This is a genomic window from Halomicrobium mukohataei DSM 12286 (assembly GCF_000023965.1).
GTDB lineage: Archaea > Halobacteriota > Halobacteria > Halobacteriales > Haloarculaceae > Halomicrobium > Halomicrobium mukohataei.
In genome coordinates this window covers 867,022-885,633 of the sequence record NC_013202.1, presented here as the reverse complement: position 1 = coordinate 885,633, position 18,612 = coordinate 867,022, and the positions used below count along the sequence as shown (strand labels likewise).

The 18,612-nt window shown below is 68.0% G+C and carries 22 protein-coding genes and 1 tRNA gene; 14 read left to right on the top strand and 9 right to left on the bottom strand.

Annotated elements, in window-relative coordinates; genetic code table 11:
* Positions 1–430: 430 nt before the first annotated feature.
* The 4 genes from HMUK_RS04390 (at position 431) to HMUK_RS04375 (ending at position 3,329) form a co-directional block, all read left to right on the top strand.
* A complete protein-coding gene (locus tag HMUK_RS04390) occupies positions 431–1,756 on the top strand; it encodes an ammonium transporter (protein WP_015761899.1) in 1,326 nt (441 codons plus the stop codon).
* Positions 1,749–2,099, top strand: a complete 351-nt coding sequence (locus HMUK_RS04385; RefSeq protein ID WP_015761898.1) for a P-II family nitrogen regulator — start codon at positions 1,749–1,751, stop codon at positions 2,097–2,099. The genes HMUK_RS04390 and HMUK_RS04385 overlap by 8 nt, the downstream gene beginning before the upstream one ends.
* 7 nt (positions 2,100–2,106) lie before the next feature.
* Entirely contained in the window at positions 2,107–2,562 is a 456-nt protein-coding gene (locus HMUK_RS04380; RefSeq protein WP_015761897.1) for an Lrp/AsnC family transcriptional regulator, read from the top strand.
* A 131-nt stretch (positions 2,563–2,693) separates the two neighbouring features.
* On the top strand, positions 2,694–3,329 hold the full coding sequence (locus HMUK_RS04375) for a chemotaxis protein CheC (RefSeq protein ID WP_015761896.1): 636 nt from the start codon (positions 2,694–2,696) through the stop codon (positions 3,327–3,329).
* Between the two features lie 2 nt (positions 3,330–3,331).
* Here the strand turns inward: HMUK_RS04375 and HMUK_RS04370 are convergent, their stop codons facing one another.
* Positions 3,332–4,156, bottom strand: a complete 825-nt coding sequence (locus tag HMUK_RS04370) for a molybdopterin synthase (RefSeq protein ID WP_015761895.1) — start codon at positions 4,154–4,156, stop codon at positions 3,332–3,334.
* Between the two features lie 197 nt (positions 4,157–4,353).
* On the opposite strand from HMUK_RS04370, the gene HMUK_RS04365 reads away from it, so the two are divergent.
* The 5 genes from HMUK_RS04365 (at position 4,354) to hemL (ending at position 7,571) form a co-directional block, all read left to right on the top strand.
* Positions 4,354–4,563: a hypothetical protein gene (locus HMUK_RS04365; RefSeq protein WP_015761894.1), complete on the top strand. Its 210-nt coding sequence runs from the start codon at positions 4,354–4,356 to the stop codon at positions 4,561–4,563.
* 94 nt (positions 4,564–4,657) lie between these two features.
* Positions 4,658–5,128, top strand: a complete 471-nt coding sequence (moaC, locus tag HMUK_RS04360) for a cyclic pyranopterin monophosphate synthase MoaC (protein WP_015761893.1) — start codon at positions 4,658–4,660, stop codon at positions 5,126–5,128.
* The gene (locus tag HMUK_RS04355; RefSeq protein WP_015761892.1) at positions 5,125–5,676 is read left to right on the top strand and encodes a MogA/MoaB family molybdenum cofactor biosynthesis protein; all 552 of its coding nucleotides are present in this window, start codon (positions 5,125–5,127) and stop codon (positions 5,674–5,676) included. The genes moaC and HMUK_RS04355 overlap by 4 nt, the downstream gene beginning before the upstream one ends.
* Positions 5,677–5,701: 25 nt before the next feature.
* Positions 5,702–6,181, top strand: a complete 480-nt coding sequence (locus HMUK_RS04350) for a molybdenum cofactor biosynthesis protein MoeA (protein WP_015761891.1) — start codon at positions 5,702–5,704, stop codon at positions 6,179–6,181.
* Between the two features lie 49 nt (positions 6,182–6,230).
* Entirely contained in the window at positions 6,231–7,571 is a 1,341-nt protein-coding gene (hemL, locus tag HMUK_RS04345) for a glutamate-1-semialdehyde 2,1-aminomutase (protein ID WP_015761890.1), read from the top strand.
* On the opposite strand, the gene HMUK_RS04340 is transcribed toward hemL, so the two are convergent.
* Positions 7,572–8,564 (bottom strand): DUF4349 domain-containing protein, encoded by a 993-nt coding sequence (locus HMUK_RS04340; protein WP_015761889.1) that lies wholly within the window; start codon positions 8,562–8,564, stop codon positions 7,572–7,574. It lies immediately after the preceding gene.
* Positions 8,565–8,759: 195 nt separating this feature from the next.
* Between HMUK_RS04340 and HMUK_RS04335 the strand changes: the two genes are divergently transcribed.
* Positions 8,760–9,566 carry an HVO_0234 family beta-propeller protein gene (locus HMUK_RS04335; RefSeq protein ID WP_015761888.1) on the top strand — a complete coding sequence of 269 codons (807 nt, stop codon included), beginning with the start codon at positions 8,760–8,762 and terminating at the stop codon, positions 9,564–9,566.
* A gap of 64 nt (positions 9,567–9,630) precedes the next feature.
* Positions 9,631–10,479 carry a ribose-phosphate diphosphokinase gene (prs, locus tag HMUK_RS04330; RefSeq protein WP_015761887.1) on the top strand — a complete coding sequence of 283 codons (849 nt, stop codon included), beginning with the start codon at positions 9,631–9,633 and terminating at the stop codon, positions 10,477–10,479.
* Here prs and HMUK_RS04325 read toward each other — a convergent pair whose 3' ends face one another.
* The 5 genes from HMUK_RS04325 to HMUK_RS04305 form a co-directional block, all read right to left on the bottom strand.
* Positions 10,480–11,736, bottom strand: coding sequence for an MFS transporter (locus HMUK_RS04325; protein WP_015761886.1), 1,257 nt, complete (start codon positions 11,734–11,736; stop codon positions 10,480–10,482).
* A gap of 54 nt (positions 11,737–11,790) precedes the next feature.
* Positions 11,791–12,615 (bottom strand): hypothetical protein, encoded by an 825-nt coding sequence (locus tag HMUK_RS04320; RefSeq protein WP_015761885.1) that lies wholly within the window; start codon positions 12,613–12,615, stop codon positions 11,791–11,793.
* Positions 12,616–12,711: 96 nt separating this feature from the next.
* Positions 12,712–13,074 (bottom strand): NifU family protein, encoded by a 363-nt coding sequence (locus HMUK_RS04315; protein WP_015761884.1) that lies wholly within the window; start codon positions 13,072–13,074, stop codon positions 12,712–12,714.
* 92 nt (positions 13,075–13,166) lie between these two features.
* Entirely contained in the window at positions 13,167–13,769 is a 603-nt protein-coding gene (locus HMUK_RS04310; protein WP_015761883.1) for an IMP cyclohydrolase, read from the bottom strand.
* A 46-nt stretch (positions 13,770–13,815) separates the two neighbouring features.
* Positions 13,816–14,271, bottom strand: a complete 456-nt coding sequence (locus HMUK_RS04305; protein WP_015761882.1) for a hypothetical protein — start codon at positions 14,269–14,271, stop codon at positions 13,816–13,818.
* A gap of 149 nt (positions 14,272–14,420) precedes the next feature.
* Here HMUK_RS04305 and HMUK_RS04300 point away from each other — a divergent pair, with 149 nt between their 5' ends.
* The 3 genes from HMUK_RS04300 (at position 14,421) to HMUK_RS04290 (ending at position 16,219) form a co-directional block, all read left to right on the top strand.
* Positions 14,421–15,140, top strand: a complete 720-nt coding sequence (locus HMUK_RS04300; RefSeq protein WP_015761881.1) for a hypothetical protein — start codon at positions 14,421–14,423, stop codon at positions 15,138–15,140.
* A gap of 86 nt (positions 15,141–15,226) precedes the next feature.
* A tRNA-Gln gene (locus HMUK_RS04295) sits at positions 15,227–15,299 on the top strand.
* A gap of 464 nt (positions 15,300–15,763) precedes the next feature.
* Positions 15,764–16,219 carry a universal stress protein gene (locus HMUK_RS04290; protein ID WP_015761880.1) on the top strand — a complete coding sequence of 152 codons (456 nt, stop codon included), beginning with the start codon at positions 15,764–15,766 and terminating at the stop codon, positions 16,217–16,219.
* Here the strand turns inward: HMUK_RS04290 and HMUK_RS04285 are convergent.
* Together HMUK_RS04285 and HMUK_RS04280 are read right to left on the bottom strand one after the other, a co-directional pair.
* A complete protein-coding gene (locus tag HMUK_RS04285; RefSeq protein WP_015761879.1) occupies positions 16,212–17,420 on the bottom strand; it encodes an inorganic phosphate transporter in 1,209 nt (402 codons plus the stop codon). The genes HMUK_RS04290 and HMUK_RS04285 overlap by 8 nt on opposite strands.
* A 67-nt stretch (positions 17,421–17,487) precedes the next feature.
* Entirely contained in the window at positions 17,488–18,543 is a 1,056-nt protein-coding gene (locus HMUK_RS04280) for a phytoene/squalene synthase family protein (RefSeq protein WP_015761878.1), read from the bottom strand.
* Between the last annotated feature and the right edge of the window lie 69 nt (positions 18,544–18,612).

Below are 18,612 nucleotides of genomic sequence, written 5' to 3'. Positions count from 1 at the left end.
CGACGCGCCCATCTCACGACTGGGGACCGGCGCGGCGACACTGCTGTCATACGGATTATTGTAGCGATTTACCGGTGATCGTCGCCACGGAGTAGACGATCACCGGTACGCAACTACAATAAACCGTATCAGTGGGTGCGCGCGAGCGAAATACCCCCGAAGCACCGCAATCGGCCGTTCGCCCGGTTGACGAACGTTCGAAATCCGGGCGGACAGGCAGCGATTTTCTGGACGGAATACAACCTTATATCGATAATATCATACCTTAATCTGGACGATCGTCTACGCAACACCCTCCTATCTCTGTTATTGTAAAGCAAATCCTTATGTAGGGCTACGGCAAGACCACTTCCGTGAGCAAGTTGACGATGACGGGCGCTGTGGAGATAAAGATGGACATTCAGACGCAATTCAAACACGATCCAAAACAATGACGTACGAACTACTACAGTCGAACCCAGAATCGATTGTCGAGGGAGTCAACCTCCTGTGGGTACTGGTGGTAACGTTCCTGATCTTCTTCATGCACGCGGGCTTCGCGATGCTGGAGGCCGGCCAGGTCCGTTCCAAGAACGTCGCGAACCAGCTGACGAAGAACCTCCTGACCTGGAGTGTCGGCGTCGCGCTGTTTTTCCTCGTCGGGGCGACCGTCGAGGGACTGGTCGGCGGTGCTGGGCTCTCCTGGCAGATGAACGGTAGCTCGTCGGGCTGGGTGACGTGGCTGTTCGGGGCCGTCTTCGCGATGACGGCGGCGACGATCGTCTCCGGGGCCGTCGCCGGTCGCGCGAAGCTCCGGGCGTACATCACGTACACGGTCCTGATCGCCGCAGTGATCTACCCGGTCGTCAGCGGGATGTCGTGGTACGACGGCGGTCTGCTCGCCGGCCTGGGCTTCGCTGACTTCGCCGGCGGCATGGTCGTCCACGGGATGGGCGGTATCGCCGGTCTGACGGCGGCCTACGTGCTCGGCCCGCGCATGGGCCGGTACAACGAGGACGGCAGCGCGAACGTCATCCCCGGCCACTCGATGACCTTCGCCGTGCTGGGGACGCTGATCCTCGCGTTCGGCTGGTACGGCTTCAACGTCGGCACCGCCGCGACCGTCTTCAGCATCGAAGAGGGCGCGATCGCGCTCGGCGACTTCTCGTACGTCGGGCGTGTCGCGATGACGACGACGATCGCCATGGCCAGCGGGGCCATCGGTGCCGGTCTGATCTCCTGGGTCAAGACCAGCAAAGTCGACACGCTGTACGTCGCCAACGGTCTCCTCGCCGGCCTGGTCGGCATCACCGCGATTCCCAACACGACGACCTGGTGGGGTGCGTTCCTCGTCGGTGGCCTCGCCGGCGCGCAGCTGCCGATCGTCTTCAACTTCGTCGAGAAACGCCTCCAGATCGACGACGTATGTGCAGTCTTCCCGGTCCACGGGAGCGCGGGCGTCCTCGGGACCCTGCTGTACTCCTTCGTCGCGGTCGACGCCTGGGCCGGCGGTGCCAACGTCGGCTTCATGATCGACGGCTTCGTCACGCAGCTGATCGGCGTCGCGATCATCACGGTCTGGACGGTCGCCGCGACCGGCCTCATCTGGGGCGCTCTCAAGGCGGTCGGACAGGCACGCGTCACGCCCGAGCACGAACAGGAAGGCCTGGACGTCTCGGAGCACGGCGTCGAGACCTACCCCGAGTTCGGCAGCGGCGAGGGCGTCGTCGCCGACGGTGGTACTGCGAACTTCACGGAGGTGACCAACGATGACTGACGAGATCAAGATGGTCGTCGCGATGGTGCGGCCGGACAAGCTCGGCGACGTCAAGGAGTCGCTGGCGGAAGTGGGCGCGCCGTCGCTGACGGTGACGAACGTCTCCGGCCGCGGTTCACAGCCGGCCAAGAAAGGCCAGTGGCGCGGCGAGGAGTACGTCGTCGATCTCCACCAGAAAGTCAAAATCGAGTGTGTCGTCGCCGACATCCCGGCCGACGACGTGGTCGATGCGATCCAGGAAGGCGCACACACCGGCGAGCCCGGCGACGGGAAGATCTTCGTGATCGACGTGGAGGACGCAGTCCAGGTCCGGACGGGTGAACGCGGACCGGACGCCGTCTGATCGCTCGATGAACGTCGACGACACCGAGCGCCGGATCGTCAACGCCCTCTTGGCGGACGGCCGCGCCAGCCCCCGCGACATCTCCGGGGCGACCGGGATCGCGGAGCCGACCGTCTCCCAGCGGATCGACCAGCTCGAAACCCGCGGCGTTATCGAGGGGTACGAGCCCCGTATCGACTACGAGTCGCTCGGCTACGACGTGACGGCCGTCTTCCAGCTGACGATCGACGGAGACGGACTGCCCGGCGTCCCGGAGCGACTCGGCGACGCCGAGCAGATGATCGGCGTCTACGAGGTGACCGGGAGCCACGACGTGGTCGCGATCGGGAAGTTCACGGACACCGCGGCGATGAACGCACGGATCAAGGAGCTGATGACAGACGACGACATCACCGCCGTCGAAACGTCTGTCGTGCTCAACACGGTCACGGAGTACGGACAGTTTCGCGTCGAGGGGGAGTAACGTCGGTCCGCGACGCCGCCGGCGTCGCGCTGTTCGACCGGCGTGCCGTCCTCGCGACGACGGGTGGCTCCGAGTATCAGACGCTGAAATCCCGGCGGTGCGATTAAGCGAGTGGCTCCCGATTCGAGCGTATGAGCCTGCAAGTCGACGTGCGGAAACTCGACCTCTTCAACAAGATGGCCAAGGAGGGATCGGACACCGTCGCCGATCACCTCTCGCAACTGACCGGTGTCGACGCCTCGGTGCGGACCTCTCAGATCAACTTTCTCGACATCGGCGACGTCAAGACCCACCTCGGAAACGACGAGCGAATCGGCATCTACGTCGAGTTGACCGAGGCTCCCGGCGGGTACGTGCTGTTCGTCCTCGATCCCGACCACGGCAAGCGCCTGGCGGGACAGATGATGGGCGGTATCCAGGGGGCCGACGAGGGGTTCTCCGAGATGGAAGAGTCGGCGCTCCAGGAGATCGGCAACATCATGACCAGCGGCTTCATCGACGGGTGGGCGAACGTCCTCGACGCGACCATCGACATGACGACCCCGAGCCTGCTGGTCGACGACACGGCGACGATCATCGACTCGATGGGCGGCTGGCCCGACTCCGACCTCGTCTTCGTCGTCGACTCACACATCGTCGCCGAGGGAGCGGACATCGACATGACGGTGTACACCTTCCCCCAGCTCGAAGACCTCGTGGCGATGATTCAGGACATCGACCTCGACACCGACGTGGCAGAGGACACGACGGCCAGCGATCTGCTGTAGTATTACCGCTCGTGCGCCCAGACGGCGTCTTCGACGGTCACTTCCTTCTTGAACAGCGGGACCTCGTCCTTGAGGCGGTCTATCCCGTCCTCCACCGCTCGGAACGCCTCGCGGCGATGGCCCGCAAGCACGGCGACGAAGACGATGTCTTCGCCGGCTTCGACGACGCCGGTGCGGTGGTGCAGCGCGACCTCGAAGACGCCATCGCGCGCACAGAGGTCGTCGCGGATGGTCGCCAGTTTCTCCTCGGCGACGCCCTCGTACTTCTCGAACTCCAGGTACTCCGTCGGCGTGTCGTCGTGGTCGTCGCGCTCGCGGACCCGTCCGGTAAACGTCGCGATCGCACCGGCACGGTCGCTGTCGCTCGACGCTTTGACCCGTGCCACGAGCGAGCCCAGCGTCTCGTAGGGCTCGCAGTCGTGGAGCGCCTCGACCAGCGCCGCCGCGTCGACGTCGCTCGCGGTCTCGCCCGCCGCGAGCCGTCGCCCGGCGTGGTCGCGCCCGCCAAGCGCCACCGTCGGAATCCGCGCCCCGGAGTACCCCTCGACGACGGCGTAGTCGTACGACCGCGCGAGTTCGTCGAGCGTCTCGTCGAGGCCCCGATCCTCGCCCGTCGCGAACCACGCGTCGTCGGCGAGACCGTAGCTCACTGCCGCTCCGGCCGCCCGGTGGCGCGCCGTGTCCTTGCCCTCGGTGTCCACGTCGGGCGCGTGCGTGCAGTGCTTGATCGTCGCGACGCGGCCCCGCTCGGCCAACCGCTCGCAGACCCGCTCGACGAGGGTCGTCTTCCCCGCGTCCGACGGGCCGGCGACTCCCAGAACGTGCATACCGGAACTGGCTGCCCGAGCTACCTATACGTTGCCCAGGCTCTCACTCGTCGGGAACGACCGGTAGCACTTGTGACTGTAAACGGGTTCGAGCATCCAAAACCCTCGACACGGTCGCCGATTCCCTCTGTGGGACGTGTTCACCCAGACAAGCCGACGTGACACAGAGATAAACCCGTCCGATCCGAAGTGAAGATATGCCTGCGATCAGATACGAGACTCCGGACGGCGTTCAGGAACTACATGTCGATAGCTCCGAGATAGAATACAACGACGAGACCCAACACTGGAGGGTCAAAAGGGGAGAAAAAGACGGTCGGGATGTCTACGAGCTCGTTCCCCGAGAACGCGTGTTTTCGGTGAAGATTATCGGGAAGAAAACGGACACCGTTGTCACGCAGACGTGAGAATGAGCCAGTGGTCGAGTCCACCTTCGATTTTTCCACACGACCAACGACAGAAGCACAAAGCGGTTTGTAGGCCCCGGCCGTTGCGGGCGGTATGGACGAGTTCAGCCACGTCGAGGACGACGCGGCCCAGATGGTCGACGTCGGCGACAAGGCCGTCGTCGACCGCCGGGCGGTCGCGAGCGGACGGATCGACCTGGAACCGTCGACGGCCGAGTCGATCGAGACCGGCGCGGTCGTGAAGGGCAACGTGCTGGCGACGGCCCGCGTCGCCGCGATCCAGGCCGTCAAGCGCACCTGGGACGACATCCCGATGTGTCACCCGCTCGCGATCGACGGCGTCACCGTCGACTTCGCGGTCCGCGAGGACGGCGTCGAGAGCACCGTCGAAGTCTCTTCGACCGGCCAGACCGGCGTCGAGATGGAGGCGCTCAACGGCGTCACCCGCGCCCTGCTGACGGTCTGGGACATGGTGAAGTCCGCCGAGAAAGACGCCGACGGGCAGTATCCGGACACGCGCATCTCGGACGTGCGCGTGGAAGCGAAGGTCAAGGGAGACTCATGAGCGACGAGCACGGCCACGATCACGGCGACGGCGAGCACGGCCACCACCATCACCACGGCACCGACGAGACCCTCGCGTTCGCCGTGCTGACGATCTCTTCCTCTCGGTCGAGCGACGAGGACGAGAGCGGGCCGGTCGCGAGCGCGGCGATCGAGGATGCCGGCCACCGCGTCGCCGTCACCGACGTTGTCGCGGACGACGCGGCGGCCATCCGCGAGCGCGTCGAGACGCTGGCGGGCGAGCGCGCCGGCGGAGCGACGGTCGACGTGATCGTCACCACCGGCGGGACGGGACTGACGCCCGACGACGTGACCATCGAGGCGGTCCGGCCGCTGTTGGACCCCGAAATCCCCGGTATCGGCGAGTACTTCCGGCGGCTGAGCCACGAGCAGGTCGGCACCGCCGCAATGTTGACCCGCGCGACCGCGGGGATCGTCGGCGAGACCGCCGTCTACGCCTTCCCCGGGAGCCCGGACGCGATCGCGCTGGGCGTCGAGGACGTGCTCCTGCCCGAGATCGGCCACGTCGTCGGGCTGGCGGGTCGATGAGCGCCCGGACGGCGACGTTCGACACGTGAGCCACGAGGTCTCCCTCGCCGACGCCCGCGGCGCGGTCCTGGCCGAGGACCGCCCGGCCGCCACCCCGGAGTACGACCGCGCTCGCGTCGCGGGCTACGCCGTCGCGGCCGTCGAGGTCGAGGACACGCGGCGGGCGGCCCCGGTGGTCATGGACGTGGTCGCAGACCTCGCTCCTCACGACGAGCCGCCGGCCGAGACGCCGTTGCGGACTGCCGTCGCGGTCGCCGCGGGCGCACCGCTTCCCCCGACCACGGACGCGGTCGTCCAGACGGACGACGCCAGTCGTCGAAACGACGACGTGGCGCTCAGAGAGCCGGTGGTCCCCGGCAAGAACGTCCTCTCGGCGACGACGCTTGGCGGCCGCGAGACCGTCTCCGTGGGGACGCTCCTGACCGCGCGGACGATCGCGCTGCTGGGCGCGGCCGGCCACGAGCGGGTGCCCGTCGTCGCGGAGACGACAGACGTGTCGAGGTGACGGCTCCACGACCGACAGTATCTTTCCGACCTGGGCCAAATCCACGGCCATGAACCACGAGCAGTCGCGATCGCTGTACGATCGGGCGCTGTCGGTGATGCCGGGCGGCGTCAACTCTTCGGTGCGAGCGACCCAGCCCTACCCCTTCTTCGTCGAGCGCGGGGACGGCGGCCACGTCATCGACGCCGACGGAAACCGATATCTCGACTTCGTGATGGGCTACGGCCCGCTCTTGCTGGGCCACGACCTGCCCGAACCGGTCCAGTCGGCGGTCCAGCAACGCGCCGCCGAGGGGCCGATGTACGGCGCGCCGACGGAAGTCGAGGTCGAGCTGGCGGAGTTCGTCCGCCGGCACGTCCCCAGCGTCGAGATGACCCGCTTCGTCAACAGCGGCACCGAGGCGACGGTGTCGGCGGTGCGTCTGGCGCGGGCCTACACCGGCCGGGACAAGATCGTCGTCATGCAGGGGGGCTACCACGGCGCACAGGAGTCGACGCTGGTCGAGGGCGAGGGCGACCACACCGCCCCCTCCAGTCCCGGCATCCCCCCGGAGTTCGCCGAGCACACCCTGACGCTGCCGTTCAACGACGCCGAGGCCGCACGGGAGTTGTTCGCCGAGCACGGCGACGACATCGCCGCGGTCCTGACCGAGCCGATCCTGGGCAACTACGGCATCGTCCACCCGGTCGATGGCTACCACGAGACGCTGCGCGAGCTGTGTGACGACCACGGCTCGTTGCTCGTCTTCGACGAGGTCATCACGGGCTTTCGGGTCGGTGGCCTCCAGTGTGCTCAGGGGAAATTCGGCGTCACGCCCGACCTGACGACCTTCGGCAAGATCGTCGGGGGCGGGTTCCCGGTCGGAGCCGTCGGCGGCCGCTCGGAGATCGTCGAGCAGTTTACCCCCGCTGGCGACGTGTTCCAGTCGGGCACCTTCTCGGGTCACCCCGTGACGATGGCCGCCGGCCTGGAGACGCTGCGCTACGCCGCCGAGAACGACGTGTACGACCACGTGAACGGCCTTGGCGAACGGCTGCGAGCCGGCCTGACGGACATCCTCGCGGATCAGGCACCCGAGTACACCGTCGTCGGCACCGACTCGATGTTCAAGGTGGTGTTCACCCGCGACGCCGACGGCACGCAGGCCGGCGGCCCCTGTGACGCCGGCTGTACGCAGGACCCCGACTGTGAGCGCTTCGAGACCTGCCCGAAGACCGGGGCGGACGTCAAACGGGCCGAGACCGAGCGCTGGCAGCGCCTGTTCTGGCCGGCGATGAAAGAGCAAGGAGTCTTCCTCACGGCCAACCAGTTCGAGTCGCAGTTCGTCTGTGACGCCCACACCGAGGCGGACATCGACGAAGCGCTGGAAGCGTACAAGGACGCCCTGTAGCTACTCGTCGGTCTCGCCGCCGTCGGGCTCGCCGTCGTCGGTCGTCCCGGCCTCGTCACCGCTCGTCTCGACGACTGCCGGCGAGTCGTTTGCCCTCTCCGAGTCGGCGCTCATCGCTCCCGAGACGAACCGCCGAGTCCGGCGGAAGCCGCCGACGAGCACGAGGCCGAAGGCCGCCAGCGGCAACAGCGAGAGCCCGATCGGGATCGCGTAGCCGAAGAAGACGACGACGTACTTCACCGCCGTCAGGCCGCCGTAGAACGCCTCCATGAACGCGTCGTCGAAGCCAAACGAGGAGCGGTAGTTCTCGGGTGGCTGCTCGCTCACCGGCTCGTGGGCGTCGATCCGGATCGTCGACATGGCCTCACGGCGCTCCAGCGAGGACTGTTGCTGGCGGAGGGTTCGGAGCTCGTCTCGTACCTCCCGGAGGTCGTTTCTGATCTCGCTGGCTTCCTCGCTGTCGTTGGCCCGGCTCAGCAGGCTTTCGAGGGCCCGTTCTTCCTGCTGGAGGTCCTCGATGCGGGCCTCGCGGTCGTTGTACTCGTCGGTGAAGTCCTGGACCGACACCGACTCGTCCTCGACGTGGCCAAGCACCGCGAGGTCGTCGCGGGCCTCGGAGAAGTTCTCGGGGGGCACCCGGACCGTAATCCGGCCCTCGTCCCAGTCGCCCCGGGAGTTCTGCGAGCGGTCGCCGACGTAGCCGCCGTGGGCCGCGGCGATCTCGCGGGTCGAGCGAAACGCCCGCGTGAAGTTGTCGACCCGCAGGTCCATCCGGGACTCGCGGACGATCACGCGATCCCCGTCGGCGTCGTAGTAGCTGCCGACGCCGCCGCCACCGCTACTGCCGCCGCTGCCGTCGCCGGCCGACTGCATTCCCAGATCGGAGCCGCCGCTGTCGGCGGTGTTTTGGGCACCCGAACAGCCGGCGACGGCGACGAGGACGACGACGGCCAGCAGCGCGATCTGTCGTCTGGTCACGTGTATCGTTGGCATGGGTCGCCTGATCGTACGACGGACGGTCGCATCAAGGCCCTGAACGGTGAAAGGCCGCTTTGAGTCACGACGTGGTGTGTCTCGGCAGCCTCCGACGCCGGCCCGTGCTTCGAGATTCCGAGGGCCGTCCGTCACACCGGCGTCCCGAACCGGTGAGGCGGTAGCCTTTCCAGCCGACCCGACCAACCCCCGCCCATGAGCGACGACGACATCGCCCTCGACGAGAAGCGGATCTACGAGGAGCGCCGCGAGGAGGTCCACGCCTACGTCGCCTGCGAGATGGGCGTGGCGACGGTGGCGCTCTCGGACGACCAGATCGGCCGTTTCGGGCTCGAACACGGGTGTACGGCCCGCGACATCGCCGGCAGCGACGGCCGCCTCGCGGTCGCGACCGACGAGGACGTGCTGGTCGGCGACGAGGCGGGATTCACCGCCACCGGCTTCGGCCCGGCGACGGCGGTCGGCGTCGACGAGCGCGTCGTCGCCGCGAGCGAGGACGGGACACTCGCCCGGCTCGACGGCGACGAGTGGGTGACACTGGGCGCTGTCGACGAGCCCCACGCCGTCGACGGCGACCTCGTGGCGGCCGCCGAGGGCTGCTTCCGGATCGACGGCGACGACCTCGTCGCGCTGGGCGGGGACGCCGTCCGAGACGTGGCCGCCGCCGGACCGTACGCCGGGACCGCCGACGGCGTCGACCGTCTCGCCGACGGCTGGACGACCGAACTGGCCGGCGACGCGACCGTCGTCTCGGCCGAGCGTGACGGCGACCGCGCACACGCAGTCGTCGACGGCGATCTCTTCGCACGCGCCAGCGGCGAGTGGGCGGCGGTCGACCCGACCGTGTCCGGGATCGTCGACGTCGCCTACGCCGCCGCGACGGTGACGGTCACCGCCGACGGCACCGTCGCGATCGACCCGGTGACCGCGAAAGACGGCGCACCGGAGTGGCGCTCGCGCGCGCTCGGGCTGGCCGGAGTCACCGGCGTCGCCGTGCCGTAGCTCGCCGGACCGGGGCTCTCTGGGAACCGAAAAGGGGTTTAGCGCGGCCGGTAGATGGGCGAACATGATCATCCCCGGTTCGGAATCGCAGGCGTTCGCGGCGGCGCTGGCCGACGCGAGCGACGAGTCACTCGGGCGCGTCGAGTACGAGGACTTCGCAGACGGCGAGTCTGTCGTGCGCGTCCCCGACGAGATCGACCGGGCGGTCGTCGTCGCCTCGACGCTCTCGGATCACGCCCACGTCGAACTGCTCCAGTTGCAAGACGCCGCCCGCGAAGCCGGTGCCGACGAGGTCCTCACAGTCCTGCCGTACATGGGCTACGCCCGCCAGGACGAGGCGTTTCGAACCGGCGAACCCGTCTCCTCGCGTGCGATGGCACGGGCCATCTCGTCTGGCACCGACCGCGTGCTGACGGTCAACCCCCACGAGGACTCCGTCTGCGACTTTTTCGACGTGCCCGCCGAACCGGTCGACGCTGCCGGCGTCCTGGCCGACCCGCTGCCCGCGACGCTCGACGAACCGCTCTTTCTCTCGCCCGACGAGGGGGCCGTCGACATCGCGACGACCGTCCGAGACGCCTACGGGCGCGGGACCGTCGACTACTTCGAGAAAGAGAGAGACTACGACACCGGCGCGGTCGACATCTCGCCAAGCGACGCGACCGTCGCCGACCGGGACGTGGTCGTCGCCGACGACATCATCGCCACCGGATCGACGATGAGCGAGGCCGTCGGCGTGTTGAACGACCGGGGGGCCGGCCGGGTCTTCGTCTCCTGTGTCCACCCCATGCTGGCGTCCAACGCCCAGACGAAGCTGGCGAGTGCCGGCGTCGAACGGGTCTACGGCACCGACACGATCGAACGGGCCGTCAGCGACGTGAGCGCCGCGAGCGCCGTCGCCGAGCGACTCTGATCACCACTTCGCCAGCCCCTCGCGCCCGTGGTCGTACGAGAGGATGCCGACGAACGCGATCACGCCGGAGAAGGCGGCCCCAGCGCCCAGAAAGAACACCCAGTCTATGCCGACGCTACTCATGAGCCAGCCACCGACCAGCGGTGCGACGACCGCGCCCGGTCGCCAGACGATGTCCCGGATCCCGAAACTCGCGGCGACGCCCTCACCCGTCCCCTCGTCTGCGAACAGCGCCATGCTGGCGGGCTCCCGGATCGAGTCGGCGATCCCGAGCAGGGCACTGACGGCCAGCAGCGGGAGGAACGCCGCGGAGAGTTCGCCGAAGTAGGGGAACGTGGCCGGGAGCGCCAGCGCGGAGCCGATCGCGGGCGTGAACGGGACGAGGAGGGCGGCGATCCCGTATGCGAGCCCGCCCACGAAGACGAACCGCGCGCGACCGAACCGGTCGGAGAGCCGGCCCGTGAACGGCTGGCTCAGCATGTTCATGAAGCGGGCGCTGACGATGGTCAGACTCACCGCCGTCGCACCGTTGACGGCGGCGTTGAACCCCAGTCCGCCCTGAGCGGCCGCGACGCCGGCAAAGATCGGCACCCAGTTACGGACCAGCGTCACCGCGACGGCGTACTGGGCCCGGAAGCTCGTGATCGTCGCGATCCGGCGGTTGACCGCCAGATCGAAGAACGCGAACTCCTCGACGGTCGTCTCGTCGGGCTCGACCCACGCGAGCACCGCGAGGAAGGCCAGCCCGGTGACGACCATCAGGAGCCCGAAGACGGTCGAGAAGCCGAAGTTGTCGTAGAGTACCCCGGCCGAGAGCGTCCCGCCGATGTCCGCGGCGAACCGCCAGGAGTTCGACTTGCCGATGGTGTTGCCGCGTTTGCTGTCCCTGGCTAACTGGCCCACGAGCGCGAGTCCGAGCAGGCCGGCAGTGGTCGCGGCGATGCCCTGGACCCCCCGGACGAGGACGAACCCCCAGCTCGTCTCGACGAACGTGAAGGCACCGTAGACGGCGGCTGCCAGCCCGAGGCCGACGAGCAGGATCGTCCGTTTGTCGTAGCGGTCCCCGAGGTACGACACCGGGATCACCGCGACTGCCTGTGCGAAGGTCAGGCCGGTGACGAACATCCCGACGACGAACCCCTCGGCCCCGAGGACTTCGATGTACGTCGGCAACAGCGTCAGGAGCGTCACCAGCCCGAAGGCACCGGCGAATCGCGTGAAAAACAGCGCTCGCAGTTGTTTCTGGCGTTCTGTCACTGGTGGAGGACTCCTCCTGTAGTACAAAGATTGTTTCGATAGTCAAAGAAAGTGTCAGTCCGGTGTATCGGTCGCGCTCCCCGTGGGGGTGGTCGTCGCCGTCGTCACGTTCTCCGGCCAGCGCGCCCGGACCCACTCCGGGGGCTGGACCGTCGTCTCGCCGACGGCGCTGTACCGGTAGCGATAGTCGATCCGCTCGCGGTTGCTGCCGATCACGTCCTCGTAGCTGACCGACAGCGAGCGGACGAACCCCGAGGGAGCCACCAGTGCCTCGACGCTGTAGTTGCTGATCTCACCGGTCACGGGTAACGTGTCGGCCGAGCCCGTGATCCGATAGTACCGCTGGCCGTCGACCGTGGTCGCCGCGACGGTGGCCGATCCGATCGCGAGATACCGGCTGATCGCCACTTCGGGCTGGTGGCCGTAGCGTGCCGTGACGTTCGTTCCGGGTGCCGTCGAGTAGGTGAAGCCGGCGCGACTCACGTCACGTCGGTATCGCGTCTCGCCCTCGGTGTACTCGGAGGTGTTGACCGGACGCCACGAGGTCGACAGCTCGTAGCGATAGCGCCGCTCGCGCTCGACCCACAGCCGCGTGTCGATTCGCTCGGATTCGTTCGTCTCGACGGGACTCGCGCGCTGGCGCTCCTGCCAGACGTACGAGCGGTTCCGGATCGCCGTTCGGTGGGCTCGGGCCAGCCGGTCGGCGTCGACGATCCGCGCACCCCCGACGCCCGGTGCGATCGCGCTGCCGGTCGACTCGGTGGCGGGCGGTTCGGGGACCGGTGCCGGCGTCACCGTCGTCTCCGTGGACGTGCCGACCAGCCCGCCACACCCCGCCAGGAGCGCGACGGCGACGAGCGCGAGGGGCCCCAGACGCATACCCGTAGTTAGGCAGCGAGATGCATAATCCCACGGCCCGGCTCCACGGCGCGGAGCCGTCGCTCACCGACGAGAAAAAACGGAGAAGCTTGGAGCTTAGAACGGCGCTTCGGGGCCTTCGTCGTCGCCGCCGATCTCGCCGCCCCGCGAGTCGCCGGGCATCGACGGGCTGGCACCGCCGGCCATGCCCTCACTGCCGTCCATGCCCGTGTTGGCGTGGACCGTGTCGATCTCGGGGATCTCCTTGGTCATGCGGGTCTTGATCGCCTGGATCGTCATCGGCGAGATCCCACAGCCAGAACAGGCACCGCCGAGCTGGATCGTGACACTGCCTTCTTCGCGGTCGATGTTCTGGATCGCCGCCGAGCCGCCGTGCATCTGGATCTGCGGGAAGTTCCGGCGCAGGAAGTTCGTGATACGCTCCTCGAGGTCGTCGCCGCTTTCGGTCTCCGTGCTCATAGTGTCTACACATGGGTGCCCCGCCTGCTTAGACCTTTGGACTGACCCGTTCGGACTCCGGCCGAGAGCCGTAAAAAGCGGACTGGAGCGCCCTAGCCGTTGTAGATCGCGGTCTCGACGCCGCCGTCGACGGTGACGCCCGCCGCACAGACGGCGTGTTCGAACTCGTGGCCGTAGACTTCCCGGGCGATCTCCTCGGCGTCGGTCGCTTCCAGGTCGAACGCCTCCGGGCTGTCCGTCTCGTAGGTCGCGACCAGCGTCGGCTCGGTGACCTCTTCGACCAGGAGCGCGTCCCGGCGGACCGTCCCGATGACGCCGCCGTGGCCCTCGGCCCGCGTCGTGGGGTCGTCGGGATCGACGCCGACGATCCCGGCGATGCGCGGGGTGTCGTAGTCGTCCTTCTCGAAGTCAAGCGCCAGCAGCGACTCGGCGACGGCGTCCCGCGCGGGGTAGCCAAGCGAGAGCTTCTCTGCGATCGGGTCGACGTGAGAGCCGTTACCGACGACGACGCCCCGGTCGGTCTCCCGCACGGCGTTGTACGAGATGTAGGGGTTGTCGGTCTCGGGAGCGTCTTCGGTCGGTCCGACCGTGATCGTGCCGTCACGGTCGAGGGCTCTCCTGTTCGGGAACGATCGCGACGAGACGCGGTACGCGCCGACCTGCGGGCCGACGACGACGAACCGTCCAACGTACATATCCGTTCGTTCGGCGGTCGAAGTAAGGAGGTGTCGATTTTGCCCGTCACCGGCCGAACAGCCAGTGTCCGATTCCGAGGACGATACCGTAGAGGGCCAGTCCGGCCAGCAGCGTCGGATCGAACCACGGGAACGGCGGGGCGGTGGCTCCGACCGCCCCGAGCCAGGTCGGGAGCGCGACCGCGGCGACGAGCCACAGCGCGACGCTGTATCCGATTCCGAGGACGACCGTCGTCGAGAGCGCCTGTCGCTCGACGACGGTCGTAAAGACGATCCCGGCCGCGGCGCTGGCGACCGCGAGCACGAGCCAGCCCACGACCGGCCCGCTCGCAAAGACCAGTGCCGGGAACGTCTCCGAGAGGACAGCCGGTGCGGCGACTGTCAGAAACACGCCCGTCTCGAGCCCGCCGATCAGTCCGGCCGCCAGGCCGCGCACCCACGGCGAGGAGACGGCGGGCGTCCCGTCGCGGCCGACGCTCGAAGCGGGAGTTTCGGAAGCCATGCATCGACTCGGGGCCGCCCGGTGCTATACTGTCTCGATCGTTCACGGGATAATCCGGGCGTATTCGCCCCGCCACGACGGTACGCTCGTCTTTCTGCGCCCGTCCGAAGTCACCGCCGTTATGCCGTTCGAACCCTTCGCTGTGGACGATGATCGAGGGGCTGGACGCCGACGTGGTCGGGACCGACGCGGCCGCCGCGCGCCGGGACGAGATCGTCGCCGCGGTCACAGACCACGCGGGTGAGATCGCCCGCGAACTCGCCCGCCTCCAGGGCGGCGACTACGGACAGGCGACCTTCGAGACCGACGCCGCCTCCTGGACGCTGAAATACGAGGCCGGCGACGTGCAGTACCTCCGCTACGAACGGGGCGGTCGCGAGATCTACGTCGTCTCGACCCAGCAACCGCCCGAACCGTCCGCTCTGGCGACGGCGATGAGCGACTACGACGCGTTCGTCGCCGCGTTCAACGACCACGTTCGCTCGCTCGACGGCGTCCTCGACGACGTTTCGACCGAGTTCCCCGAGATCGCCACCGTCGACGACGTGGTCGCTACCCGCCAGGCGATCCTCTCGGAGCTCCGGGAGGCCGCCGACGCCATGGCCCAGCAGCTCTACCGCTACAGCGGCGACAGCTACGGTACCTTCACGACTCGGATCGACGGCTCGCGCTGGGAACTCAACTGGGAGGAAGGGCGGGCGGACTACCTCCGGGTCGGCGGCGAGGGCGGCGTCTACCTCCTCTCGCAGTACCAGCCCCCGGACGCCCACGACCTGCGAGCCCACGCCGACGACGTGAGCGCGTTCGTCGCCGCCTACAACGACCACGTCCAGGAGATCTCCGAGTCCCTGGAGACGGTGTCGCTGTAGCCCCCGGCGATCGGATGGCAGACGGTCACACGGAACCGTCTCGTCCGTAACACTGATATGCGACTGCCGGATACGATGGGGTACACAGTCCATTGGGGTAGTGGCCAATCCTGAAGCCTTCTGGGGGCTTCGACCCTGGTTCGAATCCAGGATGGACTATTCCTGCGGCGAGCACACTCGCGAGCCGCGGAATCGTCGACGGAGTGGATTCGAGCCCTGTAAGTCGCAGCGCGAACGTAGTGAGCGACCGTCTTGCTCCGGTTCGATATCCAGGATGGACTATTCCTGCGGCTCGCAAACTCGCGAGCCGCGGAATCGTCGACGGAGTGGATTCGAGCCCTGCAAGTCGCAGCGCGAACGTAGTGAGCGACCGTCTTGCTCCGGTTCGATATCCAGGATGGACTATTCCTGCGGCTCGCAAACTCGCGAGCCGCGGAATCGTCGACGGAGTGGATTCGAGCCCTGCAAGTCGCAGCGCGAACGTAGTGAGCGACCGTCTTGCTCCGGTTCGATATCCAGGATGGACTATTTTTGCGACGAATTTCCCGGCGAGCACACTCGCCGACCCATAGCACTTGACACGAGCACCCACCTCTTTGATCCCGGCTGACGACGGTTCCGGTATGCGACCCTCACACGTCCTCGTCCCCCTCGACGGCTCGCCGCTCTCGCAGGCGGCGCTGTCCCACGCGCTGGACGTTTTCGACTGTCCGATCACGGTGTTGAACGTCGTGACGCCGATCGACGCCGCGATGAGCGAGAGCGGCGTGCTGACCGACGAGGTGCGGGGAGGCGCGGCTCGCGAGCACGCGGCGGACGTGATAGACGCCGCCAGAGAGCAGGCCGCCGGTACCGACCAGCCCGTCGAGACGGTCGTCGAGGAGGGTGACCCCGTCGAGACGGTCGTCGAGGAGGGTGACCCCGCCGAGACGATCGTCGCCTACGCCGAGGCCAACGACGCGGACCAGATCGTGATGGGCGGTCACGGCGGCGGCAGCGATCTCGCGAAGCGCCTGCTCGGGACGGTCGCGACGGCGGTCGTCCGCGAGGCCCCGGTGACCGTCACCGTCGTCAGGTGACGCCGAGCACCGTCGCGAGGAGCCGGTAGAGGCCGAAGCCGATCCCGATGGAGGTCACGAGCGTGATCACCCAGAACGCCAGCGTGACGCCGATCTTTCGCCTGGAGACGCCCGCCGAGCCGCCGGCCAGCCCACCGCCGATCACGCCGGAGATGATGATGTTGTTGAACGAGATCGGGATCCCCAGCGCGATCGCGGTCTGGGCGATGATGAAACCGGGGACGAGCGCGGCGATCGACCGGCGGACACCGAGCTGGGCGTACTCCCGAGAAGTCGCCTGGAGCAGTCGCGGCGCGCCCATCCACGCCCCGCCGAGGATGCCGGCGGCACCGAGTCCCAGCAGGACGATCCCCGGCAGTTCGAGTTGGGCGCCGTAGAGGTTCTCCAGTGGTCCGGTCGCCAGCCCGACCTGACTGCCGCCACTGGAGAACGCGACGACGCTGCCCAGCACGACGAGGAAGGTCTTGATCCCGCGGTCCACCGAGGCCAGCGTGCGGCGGCGGATCCACTGGAAGCTCACCGCCGCGAACACCAGCGTGAACCCGACGACGCCGAGGTCGAGCCCGCCGACGATCGGCGTGGGCACCTGTCGCGCCAGAAACCCGGCGATCGAACCCTGCTGGACGCCGGGGGGCGTCGGGACGACGCCGAGCTGGACGTTCGCGACGATCCCGCCGACGATGGCCGCGAGCAGCGGGACCCCGACCGTCTCGGGGATGTCGTCCCGGCGCAGGATCGTCGCCGTGAGATACGCCAGGCCGCCCGAGACAGGCGGCACGAGGAGCCAGAACGTCCCGATCCGCCAGTAGGTGGCCATCGCGGGATCGCCGTCCAGCGAGAGCCCGACGCCGACCATCGCGCCGGTCGTGGCGAAGGCCGCCGGCACGGGATAGCCGCTGTAGACCCCGAAGGCCATGAACGCGCTCGCGGTGAGCAGCCCCGCCGTCGCCGCAAGCGACGTGATCTGGACGCCGTCGATGAGCCCCGCGCCGACGGTCTCGGAGATCGCGCCGCCCTGTGTCAACGCGCCGAGGGCGGCGAGGATACCGATGAGGAAGGCCGCCCGCATCGTCGAGATGGCGTTCGCACCGATCGCTGGCGCGAACGGCGGGGAGTTGCTGTTCGCACCGAGGGCCCACGCCGTCACGAGGCTCGTCAGCGAGGCGAGGCCGACCAGCGACCAGAACGCGACCCCGGTCATCGATTCCGGTCCATGCCGGCCGTTCGACGGGCACTGTCAAAAGCGTTCGCGCCAGGGTCGTCGGTCGCTACTGCTCGTGGTACGGACCGGCTCGCACCGTGGCTGCGAGATCGCGGACCTGGTCGCGGGTGAAGCCGTCCTCGGCCTCGGCGAACAGCGCCTCGACCTCCTCGCGTTCGAGCTTGACCGCGTCGGGCTGTTCGACGGCGTCGACGGTCCGTTCGCGGAGTTCGCGGATCGTCCCGAGTGCCAGCAGGTAGGGCAGCGCCGTCGCCTCCAGGAGACCGCCGTTGTCTCCCTCCGGGACCGTCGAGAGGTACCGCTGGGCACCGTGTGCGTAGTCGGCGGCCTGGTCGACGACCCGGCCGACGACGCGGGCGACCGCGGTCGAGTGCTCGGGCTCGGCGACGGCCTCGTGGTCGAGTTCTTCCTCGGCGAGCCACTCGCCGGGCAGGTAGACGTTGTGCTCTTCGTCCCAGTCGGCGCGAACGTCCTTGGCGATGTTGACGAGCTGGAGCAGGAGTGCGAACGCGCGGGCGTCTTCGGGGTCCGGCGTGGGGTCGTCGGGGTCGGCTCGGGCGGTCTGGAGCTTCATGAACAGCTGGCCGACGGTGCCGGCGACGTACCAGCAGTACTCTTCGAGCTCGTCGAGCGTCTCCAGACGGAGGCCGCCGCTGTCCTCGTGGCGGCGCAGGATGTCCGCCATGCCCGTCGCCATCTCGCGGGTGATCGAGCGCATCCCGTCCTGGACGGGGTCGGGAAACGACCGCCAGAGGCGGACGATCCGGTCGGTCTGACCGAGGACGGCCCAGTCGTCGCCCCCGTCGGCCGGCGTCTCCGGCTCGACGGCCGAGAGAAAGTCCTCGACGGTCGTCTCCGACTCTTCGGCCAGCATCGCGTCGAAGGTCTCTAAGAGCTCGGCGCGTCGGCCCATCGGGATCGTCGGTTCGTCCTCGATCGTGTCTGCGGTCCGGCAGAGGAGATAGCCGGTACAGACCCACTCCGTCATCGGCTCGTCCAGCAACTCGACACTCAGCGCGAACGTCCGGGAGACCGACTGGACGGCCTCGAACGCCCAGGTCCGATCGTCAGCCAGCGTCGCCTGCTGCGGCACTCCGGTCATTGTGAGTATACTCCGGCTCGGTGTACAAAAAAGGCCGCCCAACAGATGGGGCCAGCCCCGCGTTCGCCG

Excerpts from the sequence above, each read along its gene's own strand:
- HMUK_RS04390 (WP_015761899.1), top strand. The coding sequence starts at position 431 with ATGACGTACGAACTACTACAGTCGAACCCAGAATCGATTGTCGAGGGA.
- HMUK_RS04385 (WP_015761898.1), top strand. The coding sequence starts at position 1,749 with ATGACTGACGAGATCAAGATGGTCGTCGCGATGGTGCGGCCGGACAAG.
- HMUK_RS04380 (WP_015761897.1), top strand. The coding sequence starts at position 2,107 with ATGAACGTCGACGACACCGAGCGCCGGATCGTCAACGCCCTCTTGGCG.
- HMUK_RS04375 (WP_015761896.1), top strand. The coding sequence starts at position 2,694 with ATGAGCCTGCAAGTCGACGTGCGGAAACTCGACCTCTTCAACAAGATG.
- HMUK_RS04370 (WP_015761895.1), bottom strand. The coding sequence starts at position 4,156 with ATGCACGTTCTGGGAGTCGCCGGCCCGTCGGACGCGGGGAAGACGACC.
- HMUK_RS04365 (WP_015761894.1), top strand. The coding sequence starts at position 4,354 with ATGCCTGCGATCAGATACGAGACTCCGGACGGCGTTCAGGAACTACAT.
- moaC (WP_015761893.1), top strand. The coding sequence starts at position 4,658 with ATGGACGAGTTCAGCCACGTCGAGGACGACGCGGCCCAGATGGTCGAC.
- HMUK_RS04355 (WP_015761892.1), top strand. The coding sequence starts at position 5,125 with ATGAGCGACGAGCACGGCCACGATCACGGCGACGGCGAGCACGGCCAC.
- hemL (WP_015761890.1), top strand. The coding sequence starts at position 6,231 with ATGAACCACGAGCAGTCGCGATCGCTGTACGATCGGGCGCTGTCGGTG.
- HMUK_RS04340 (WP_015761889.1), bottom strand. The coding sequence starts at position 8,564 with ATGCCAACGATACACGTGACCAGACGACAGATCGCGCTGCTGGCCGTC.
- HMUK_RS04335 (WP_015761888.1), top strand. The coding sequence starts at position 8,760 with ATGAGCGACGACGACATCGCCCTCGACGAGAAGCGGATCTACGAGGAG.
- prs (WP_015761887.1), top strand. The coding sequence starts at position 9,631 with ATGATCATCCCCGGTTCGGAATCGCAGGCGTTCGCGGCGGCGCTGGCC.
- HMUK_RS04320 (WP_015761885.1), bottom strand. The coding sequence starts at position 12,615 with ATGCGTCTGGGGCCCCTCGCGCTCGTCGCCGTCGCGCTCCTGGCGGGG.
- HMUK_RS04315 (WP_015761884.1), bottom strand. The coding sequence starts at position 13,074 with ATGAGCACGGAGACCGAAAGCGGCGACGACCTCGAGGAGCGTATCACG.
- HMUK_RS04310 (WP_015761883.1), bottom strand. The coding sequence starts at position 13,769 with ATGTACGTTGGACGGTTCGTCGTCGTCGGCCCGCAGGTCGGCGCGTAC.
- HMUK_RS04305 (WP_015761882.1), bottom strand. The coding sequence starts at position 14,271 with ATGGCTTCCGAAACTCCCGCTTCGAGCGTCGGCCGCGACGGGACGCCC.
- HMUK_RS04300 (WP_015761881.1), top strand. The coding sequence starts at position 14,421 with ATGATCGAGGGGCTGGACGCCGACGTGGTCGGGACCGACGCGGCCGCC.
- HMUK_RS04290 (WP_015761880.1), top strand. The coding sequence starts at position 15,764 with ATGCGACCCTCACACGTCCTCGTCCCCCTCGACGGCTCGCCGCTCTCG.
- HMUK_RS04285 (WP_015761879.1), bottom strand. The coding sequence starts at position 17,420 with ATGACCGGGGTCGCGTTCTGGTCGCTGGTCGGCCTCGCCTCGCTGACG.
- HMUK_RS04280 (WP_015761878.1), bottom strand. The coding sequence starts at position 18,543 with ATGACCGGAGTGCCGCAGCAGGCGACGCTGGCTGACGATCGGACCTGG.